Source organism: Staphylococcus simiae, assembly GCF_002902085.1.
Lineage (GTDB): Bacteria > Bacillota > Bacilli > Staphylococcales > Staphylococcaceae > Staphylococcus > Staphylococcus simiae.
The window spans coordinates 1-7,058 of sequence record NZ_PPQR01000122.1; the positions used below are offsets into that span (position 1 = coordinate 1).

Genomic DNA, 7,058 nt, shown 5'->3' on the forward strand with positions numbered 1-7,058 from the left:
GCATTAAAATGTAAAATAACTAAATATCATAATATGAATTATTAATGAAATTAAATTAATCCTTTACTTTTATTAATAAGCGTGTATAATAGTAATTAAGTAATAAAGAGCGTGAAGAAAATTGTGAGTTATTTATAGAATATATCTCCTTTTCATTTATGAATTTGTTACAAATATTTAGTGCAAAAGCACGACGGAGGTATTCGATATGAATAACGGTACAGTTAAATGGTTTAATGCAGAAAAAGGTTTTGGTTTCATCGAAAGAGAAGATGGTAACGATGTATTCGTACATTTCTCAGCAATCGCTGAAGATGGATACAAATCATTAGAAGAAGGTCAAAAAGTTGAATTCGACATCGTTGAAGGCGACCGTGGCGAACAAGCAGCAAACGTAGTTAAAATGTAATTTTGATTACAACAGAGCTCTCACTAGAGGGCTCTTTTTTTATAGTCATAATACGCAAAAATAAGGATTCTCTGTCAAATTGGACTGATGTATAAATTTTGAATCGAATTTGACAATGAACCTTTAAAAATTAATTTATTAGTGAAATGATAATGTTTCTTAACATAACTCGATGGGCAAAAAATAATGTGTTTCCCTTTATGATTTAATGTATTTATAATAGAATTAAAAGTAGGCGCAATCCCTCTCTTTCTAAAGTTGTGGTGACTTAAATGATAGGGTATTGTGCCTCTTTTTCAAAAATTTGGTTGAGCCTGGGACAAAATGTATTTTACACTTAAATTTAAGCATTTGGCAGTAACTGTCTGGTTTTCAAAATGTTGATAAATCACCATTTTGAAAACCTAGTCAGTCTTGCCGGGGTGGAAGGGACCCAACACAAAAAAACTGGTTAGTCAGTTTTTTCAGACAATGCAGGGACCCGTCATAGAAAAATTTTATAACTAAAATTTTTTCTTTTATGTGCAAGACGGGCATAGTTGGGCAAGGGACCCGTCATCAAAAATCCATGTGTGGATTTTACATTAATGTGCAAGACGGGCATCTACGAAATAAATTTTATATAAAATTTATTTCTGTCCCACTCCCAACCAATTTTATTATTGAGCCAAATAAGGAGTAGGGCTTATTTCAATGGCAATAATCATTGATATAAGCCCTACTCCTTTTTATATGCTTGACTGTGACAAACTATATTAGTAATAAAAATATATAAAACGATTTACGGTTAAGCTTTGCTAAAAACGTCAACACTATATAAATTTGTTTGTCCACAATGATGACAAGTGACAGCAAATGCTGGTAATTTGTCTTCGTTATGGTCAAAATTAGGTATTGCAAATTTCGCTTTGTTAATGACAATATTTGGTTTATAACAACAAACGTGTCTATTTTTTGAATTTAGAAATTGTGTCATTTCTGCAATTTCAACTTCAGTAAATTGATTGTTATTCATCATAGTCACAACCTTTCAATGTAAAATAATAATAAGTCAAGCTAACTAAGCTCAAAGGAAACAGCAGCCCGACTTATCATTGTTATATTATTTTAAGTTATTTTTTAAAAGTAAGTTGAATTGTGCCTAATTGAATAAAAATCATTCCAAAGTGTCGTTTTGATTTCTAAAATAACCATTTAAAATTGACTAAATAAAAAATCGCCAATACCAGACTTTAATAATGACGAAAATTAAAGTCTGACTGGCGACAACAAGAAGTAATGTTAAACACTTACAAATGTCTAACACTAATAGAATAACATATCATATTTGTTGTTGCTACTTAATTAATAATTTAAAATATGGTGCTGTGCTATAATTTTAGTGAAAATTATTTATTAACTTTAGAAATTGTTTGTAACACAATAAGTTGCGATTCAATTATTTAAAATTTAATAGGGTACTAAAATAAAACCTGATACCTTTATTTTGCATCATTAGTATCGAATATGTTCAATTCCAATTGTTTAAAATCAGCCGATACAAATAATGACTTATCATTGATTAAAACTTGTTGATTATCCATCATAATATCAGCTAATATGTTATAACTGCCATTTGATAATGGCTGAACAATAGAAATTTGTTGCTCATTTTGTTGTATCACTAGTTGTTTAGATGATTGGTTATTAATATGCCATTCTGCCATCATTGATTCTCCTAGATGTCATTTTCTACAAAAAATGACTAATAATTTAAGTGTTGAAACTATAATTTAACTAAAACTTTGTTCTATTTCAATGAATGTTTTAGTTGTTACTTTAATATTGTTAATATTATCATTTTTGACGTCACCTTTTAAATAACCATGATCGATTAATATTTTACAATTATGAACGAAATCATCATAGTTTCGGTCGCAAAAGAATTGATCGTGTGCTGTTTGAGCATCATCAAAAAAGTTAGCCTGTGCTTCGCTTTGACCTTCATTTGAGCGTTCCATATACAATTTATAAAATTTAGCCATAGTATATTTTTGTTCTTGAGTTAAATGATTCAACATTAACATCCTCCTAATAAGAATACAATTACTCTAGCTATACCCAATTATGATTATGGAACAAACCTTTGTCACAAATTAGTTATTATTGTAGCTTTTGACTAATTTTAATTCATATTCCTTAGTAAAATTATCTGTGATAGCATAAGGTGAAATGATGTATAAACCATGACTTTTGACAGCATCTTTACTAACTCCAAATTTATAGGCTTGATAAATAATTTTTGTACAATATGTAAAGTTTTTACTATTCAAATTTAAAGTGACTAAATAACGATGATTTGTATTTTCATAATTATTTTTAACCCATGTTGCAGCTTTTTGACCTGCTCCAGGTTTTGTACAGCGATAAACTTTCATCCAATCATTTTTCCCAGAAGCATAGATATATTTAAATGAGTCAAAAGACTGTGTCAAAGGTTTATCACCAGGACCTTCAATTTGTAAAATATTTTTACTATCTATCGCAATACTACTATGCCCAAAGAAACCATATAACACTGGACCTTTAGTAATAATGATGTCTCCAGGTTGCAATTTGAAATCATCTTGAGTAGGATCGATACTTTTGTCAGCGGCCCTTACAGTTTGATTCATAATTAAAGGTAAACTACATATTAACATTAATATAACTATAAACAATTTTAATATCTTCAAATGTCTTCTCCTCACTAATCATTAATAAAAAAGAGCGGGGAAGAAAGTTTTAGTAAACTTTCTGACTCGCTCAAAAATGACAGTTATAGTATGCCGAATAGCAATGTATAAATTAATATAGCAAACCCAAAAATATAAAAGACAACAGTAAAACTTAAATAAGATTCTTTTTTAGATTCTTTTTTTGATGTACGCATAAGAATTAGAATAACTGTACCACATACTAAAAATATAAGTGACAACCAGAATAATGCGATAAAATGTAAACTCATTGCTAGTTCCTCCTTTTCAATTCTATTAATTTATAAGGTCATAAAAAATTGGATATATATAGTAGAGTGTCAATACAATGTTTATTAAAAAGAGTAACTCACTTAATAAATCCTTGGCAATCATTGCTACGATAAAAGTAGTAATTAAAACAATACTGCATATAATAATGCCAGGTAGCAACCAAAGATTGTTATCCCAATGTTGATTGTAAGTAATGACTACATTAAATAAGGCAAAGATAATAGTTAGAATCAAATTAATACTACTCAATTTTGATATTTTCATGATTGACACCTTCTAGTTGTTTATAGATTAAACAGTCTATTTACTATGATAGCATGATTTTAATGAGCATACATAAAAAAGTATGACAAATCTATTAATTGAGATAAACCGATTATCAAAATAAATTATTAGAATTCACTTTCATTAACCATTTAAAATACTGTAATTATGAATAAATTAGCAACAATTGTTTTTTAAAACAAAAAATGTGCAAAAATTGAATTTTGCACATAGACAAATATGAGTTTTCTGATAAGATTAATAACAAGACTTGAAAATTAATACTAAATGTTCTTTGTCAAACTGAACATTTAGTATTAAACAACTTCGTTTAACTTAAAGAAAAAATGTATTGTTTAGCAGTCCGAAGTACTCGACAACAATTAAAAAATAACAAAGGAGTAGATCGTATGACTTTCTATAATTTCATCATGGGATTTGAAAATGACAATACACCTTTCGGAAAATTAGCACATCATATTAGCGAAGATAAGCAATTTCCTAAAACAGAACAAAATAATAATGTCATAAGAGCATATGTGATTTCTAACTATAAAGACCAGCAATTAATTGAAATGACAAATCGAGCTATTAGTATATATATGATAAGTTAATTAGTGTAATACCAATTATGATTATATAATGCTTGGCGTACATCATTGGTCTTAAAATTGACTTCATTATTTTTGATTGAAAAAGGTTCGATTATATCTTTATCTAACCAAGTATTAATGAGTTCATTAGGGACACCATCTAATAACATTTCACTTTTGCTAATTATAAAACATTCCCATTCAAGTGAAATATTTTGTGGATTCACATAATTACAATGATTATGTTGCTCCATAAACAGTCACTCCTTTAGATTTCTATATTATTCATAAATATTTACCCATATTATTTTGACGATAAACAAAATAATCATCATTTTTTGAAATTTGTATAATATAAAATGAATGCGTTTTACTATCAATCACTTTTGAATAATGATTTAATATATTTTGTAGTCATTTTAATAAAAAGATAATACATTTTGAACTACGCAAAACTTTTTATTGAAGAGGTGCTTATTGTGACTAAAACATTATACTTAATGCGTCATGGTCAAACTTTATTTAATTTTAAAGGAATTATTCAAGGAGCTGGTGACTCTCCATTAACTGAACTAGGAATTAGCCAGGCTAAGAAGGCTAAGCAATATTTTGATAATTTGGGGATAACTTTCGATAGTTTCTATTCATCTACACAAGAACGAGCAAGTGATACTTTGGAAAATGTAGTTCCTGGAACAGAATACGTGCGCTTAAAAGGACTTAAAGAATGGCATTTTGGTATGTTCGAAGGTGAGACCGTTCATCTTTTCGACAATATAGTTCAACCAGAAGATTTATTTGGTGATCGCATGGTACCATTTGGTGGCGAAGCTAAAGCGCAAGTTGCAACGAGATTAGTTGCTACTATGAAAGATATTATGACAAACACGTCAGAAAATGCATTAGTCGTCAGTCATGGTACAGCAATAGCGCTATTTTTAAGACAGTATTTAACTATTGAACAAGCAGTAAAATATAATATAGGCAACTGTAATATATTAAAATTCGAATATGATGATACTAACAAAAGCTTTAAATTTATAGAATTAATTGACCCAGTAGTATAACAACAAACGAGTCGTTTTGAGTAGACATAATCTCAAATCGACTCGCTTTTTTCATATTCAAAATAAAATAATCAGACTAATAGAAAATAACTAAAAAATTCTCTATCAATCCGATTTATTATAGTATCTAAAATACTTCATTAAATAACTAGTATCAATCCTAAATGACTAAATATATTAATTTTTGAACAATCATTAAAGCAACAATGACAATAATAATACTAGACACTCTATTGACAACAATTAATAACTTGCCACTTTTATCAAAAGTTCCGATAAACTTTCCTAATAAGGCAAGTAATATAAACCACAACCATGATACAGCAATACAAGCAAGTGTAAAAGCTATCTTATCATTACCTTCGTATGCGGCTGCACTAGTTCCAATGACGCCAATAGTATCCATGATAGCATGGGGATTCAACAATGATACAGATAAAGCGAAACTAATTTGTTTGATGGCTGACAATGATTGGTTGTCTTGATTGCTGTGTGGCTTTTCAAACCAAAGTGTCCAAGCCATATAACATAAGAATATTAAACCTATAATGTAAATTACAGCTTGTAAGATAGGTAACGACATTAAAATTAGAGATACTCCGATAACGGCGATGATAATTAATAAACTATCAGACAAACCTGCAGTAATGATAGCAGGAAAGGCATAACGTAATTTAGATTGATTGGCACCTTGATTAAAAATAAAAACATTCTGAGCACCTAAAGGTAATATTAAGCCAATAGCTAGTAATAGTCCGTGAATGATTGCAGTTAGCATATAGACTCCTTTTGTTTTTCAAATTGTGAAAATTCTGATTTTAAATATAATCATTTATTATACATGACATATAAGGAATTGAAAGAGGTATTGTTACTTTTGTAATTCATAAATCATGCATACAGAATTATTTTTCATGACTGATCGAATGTGAATAGAAAAACATTGAAAGTATAAAGTGATATTGAACCGAGACATTTGCATTAGGTATAAGCTATTGAAGAATAAAAATCGACCTAGCTGTAATTGTTTAAACTGGAGTGAGCAACAATCTAAAACATCATTTCAAAGTGATATTGATCTGTAATAAAATGCTATTTTTGACATAAAAAAACTGCACAACAACATTTAAGATGGCAGTTCAACGTATGATGATATGTTATTTTAATAAATCGAAGATTAACCAGTGCTCATCAAAATAGTCATCATTAATCTTAATCGCATTCTTTTCAAAACCTAAATTATCAAAGCCTAAAGAGCTGTAAAATACTTTAGCACTGATATTATTAGAAACGATAGATGCTAATACTGATTCATAACCCATTTCACGGGCATATTGAATAATATGCTTAATCAATTTACTATTGATATCCTTATCATTTTCTTGAATAAAATTAAATTTAATGATGGATTTATGTTCTTTGCCTACAATTTGAACTTGCTCTAAAGTAGCAGTACCAATTAATGCATTATTGTCGAAATACCCAAAAACATTGCAACTTGATGAAGGTTTAGATAGTATGTCTTTCATTAAGCTTTCAGTCATAGTTTGGCTATATTGTGAATCTTGAGTGAATTCTTCCTTGACTGATGTGATTAGATTTCTATAATCTTGGTAATCATCAGTAGTTAAAGTTTTAATTGTATTCATTACTAACCTCCCTAATGTCTAATGGTAAAATATGCAAGCTAAATTTATCTTAAATACATATTAAAATG

12 protein-coding genes are annotated in these 7,058 nt (G+C 28.7%); 3 read left to right on the forward strand and 9 right to left on the reverse strand.

Annotated features, from left to right (window positions below):
• The first annotated feature begins 208 nt into the window (after positions 1–208).
• Complete coding sequence (locus CD113_RS11510) at positions 209–409, forward strand: cold-shock protein (protein ID WP_002461971.1); 201 nt, start codon at positions 209–211, stop codon at positions 407–409.
• Positions 410–1,196: 787 nt separating this feature from the next.
• On the opposite strand, the gene CD113_RS11515 is transcribed toward CD113_RS11510, so the two are convergent.
• The 6 genes from CD113_RS11515 to tsaA form a co-directional block, all read right to left on the reverse strand.
• A complete protein-coding gene (locus CD113_RS11515; protein ID WP_002463921.1) occupies positions 1,197–1,424 on the reverse strand; it encodes a hypothetical protein in 228 nt (75 codons plus the stop codon).
• 466 nt (positions 1,425–1,890) lie between these two features.
• Complete coding sequence (locus CD113_RS11520; RefSeq protein ID WP_002463922.1) at positions 1,891–2,115, reverse strand: hypothetical protein; 225 nt, start codon at positions 2,113–2,115, stop codon at positions 1,891–1,893.
• A gap of 66 nt (positions 2,116–2,181) precedes the next feature.
• Positions 2,182–2,466, reverse strand: a complete 285-nt coding sequence (locus CD113_RS11525) for a hypothetical protein (RefSeq protein WP_002463923.1) — start codon at positions 2,464–2,466, stop codon at positions 2,182–2,184.
• A 78-nt stretch (positions 2,467–2,544) separates the two neighbouring features.
• Positions 2,545–3,123: a lipoprotein N-acylation protein LnsA gene (gene lnsA, locus CD113_RS11530; RefSeq protein ID WP_002463924.1), complete on the reverse strand. Its 579-nt coding sequence runs from the start codon at positions 3,121–3,123 to the stop codon at positions 2,545–2,547.
• Between the two features lie 83 nt (positions 3,124–3,206).
• Positions 3,207–3,395, reverse strand: coding sequence for a type II toxin-antitoxin system toxin TsaT (gene tsaT, locus CD113_RS11535; protein WP_002463925.1), 189 nt, complete (start codon positions 3,393–3,395; stop codon positions 3,207–3,209).
• Between the two features lie 25 nt (positions 3,396–3,420).
• On the reverse strand, positions 3,421–3,681 hold the full coding sequence (tsaA, locus tag CD113_RS12890) for a type II toxin-antitoxin system antitoxin TsaA (RefSeq protein WP_002463926.1): 261 nt from the start codon (positions 3,679–3,681) through the stop codon (positions 3,421–3,423).
• Positions 3,682–4,091: 410 nt separating this feature from the next.
• On the opposite strand from tsaA, the gene CD113_RS11545 reads away from it, so the two are divergent.
• On the forward strand, positions 4,092–4,295 hold the full coding sequence (locus tag CD113_RS11545; RefSeq protein ID WP_002463927.1) for a sterile alpha motif-like domain-containing protein: 204 nt from the start codon (positions 4,092–4,094) through the stop codon (positions 4,293–4,295).
• Here CD113_RS11545 and CD113_RS11550 read toward each other — a convergent pair.
• Positions 4,292–4,528, reverse strand: a complete 237-nt coding sequence (locus CD113_RS11550; protein ID WP_002463928.1) for a hypothetical protein — start codon at positions 4,526–4,528, stop codon at positions 4,292–4,294. The genes CD113_RS11545 and CD113_RS11550 overlap by 4 nt on opposite strands.
• Before the next feature lie 225 nt (positions 4,529–4,753).
• Here CD113_RS11550 and CD113_RS11555 point away from each other — a divergent pair, with 225 nt between their 5' ends.
• Positions 4,754–5,341 (forward strand): histidine phosphatase family protein, encoded by a 588-nt coding sequence (locus CD113_RS11555; RefSeq protein WP_002463929.1) that lies wholly within the window; start codon positions 4,754–4,756, stop codon positions 5,339–5,341.
• Positions 5,342–5,501: 160 nt separating this feature from the next.
• Here the strand turns inward: CD113_RS11555 and CD113_RS11560 are convergent, their stop codons facing one another.
• Both CD113_RS11560 and CD113_RS11565 read right to left on the reverse strand, forming a co-directional pair.
• Positions 5,502–6,119: a LysE/ArgO family amino acid transporter gene (locus CD113_RS11560; RefSeq protein ID WP_002463930.1), complete on the reverse strand. Its 618-nt coding sequence runs from the start codon at positions 6,117–6,119 to the stop codon at positions 5,502–5,504.
• Between the two features lie 379 nt (positions 6,120–6,498).
• Positions 6,499–6,990 carry a GNAT family N-acetyltransferase gene (locus CD113_RS11565; RefSeq protein ID WP_002463931.1) on the reverse strand — a complete coding sequence of 164 codons (492 nt, stop codon included), beginning with the start codon at positions 6,988–6,990 and terminating at the stop codon, positions 6,499–6,501.
• Positions 6,991–7,058 lie beyond the last annotated feature (68 nt).

Excerpts from the sequence above, each read along its gene's own strand:
- CD113_RS11510 (WP_002461971.1), top strand. The coding sequence starts at position 209 with ATGAATAACGGTACAGTTAAATGGTTTAATGCAGAAAAAGGTTTTGGT.
- CD113_RS11515 (WP_002463921.1), bottom strand. The coding sequence starts at position 1,424 with ATGAATAACAATCAATTTACTGAAGTTGAAATTGCAGAAATGACACAA.
- CD113_RS11520 (WP_002463922.1), bottom strand. The coding sequence starts at position 2,115 with ATGGCAGAATGGCATATTAATAACCAATCATCTAAACAACTAGTGATA.
- tsaT (WP_002463925.1), bottom strand. The coding sequence starts at position 3,395 with ATGAGTTTACATTTTATCGCATTATTCTGGTTGTCACTTATATTTTTA.
- tsaA (WP_002463926.1), bottom strand. The coding sequence starts at position 3,681 with ATGAAAATATCAAAATTGAGTAGTATTAATTTGATTCTAACTATTATC.
- CD113_RS11545 (WP_002463927.1), top strand. The coding sequence starts at position 4,092 with ATGACTTTCTATAATTTCATCATGGGATTTGAAAATGACAATACACCT.
- CD113_RS11550 (WP_002463928.1), bottom strand. The coding sequence starts at position 4,528 with ATGGAGCAACATAATCATTGTAATTATGTGAATCCACAAAATATTTCA.
- CD113_RS11560 (WP_002463930.1), bottom strand. The coding sequence starts at position 6,119 with ATGCTAACTGCAATCATTCACGGACTATTACTAGCTATTGGCTTAATA.
- CD113_RS11565 (WP_002463931.1), bottom strand. The coding sequence starts at position 6,990 with ATGAATACAATTAAAACTTTAACTACTGATGATTACCAAGATTATAGA.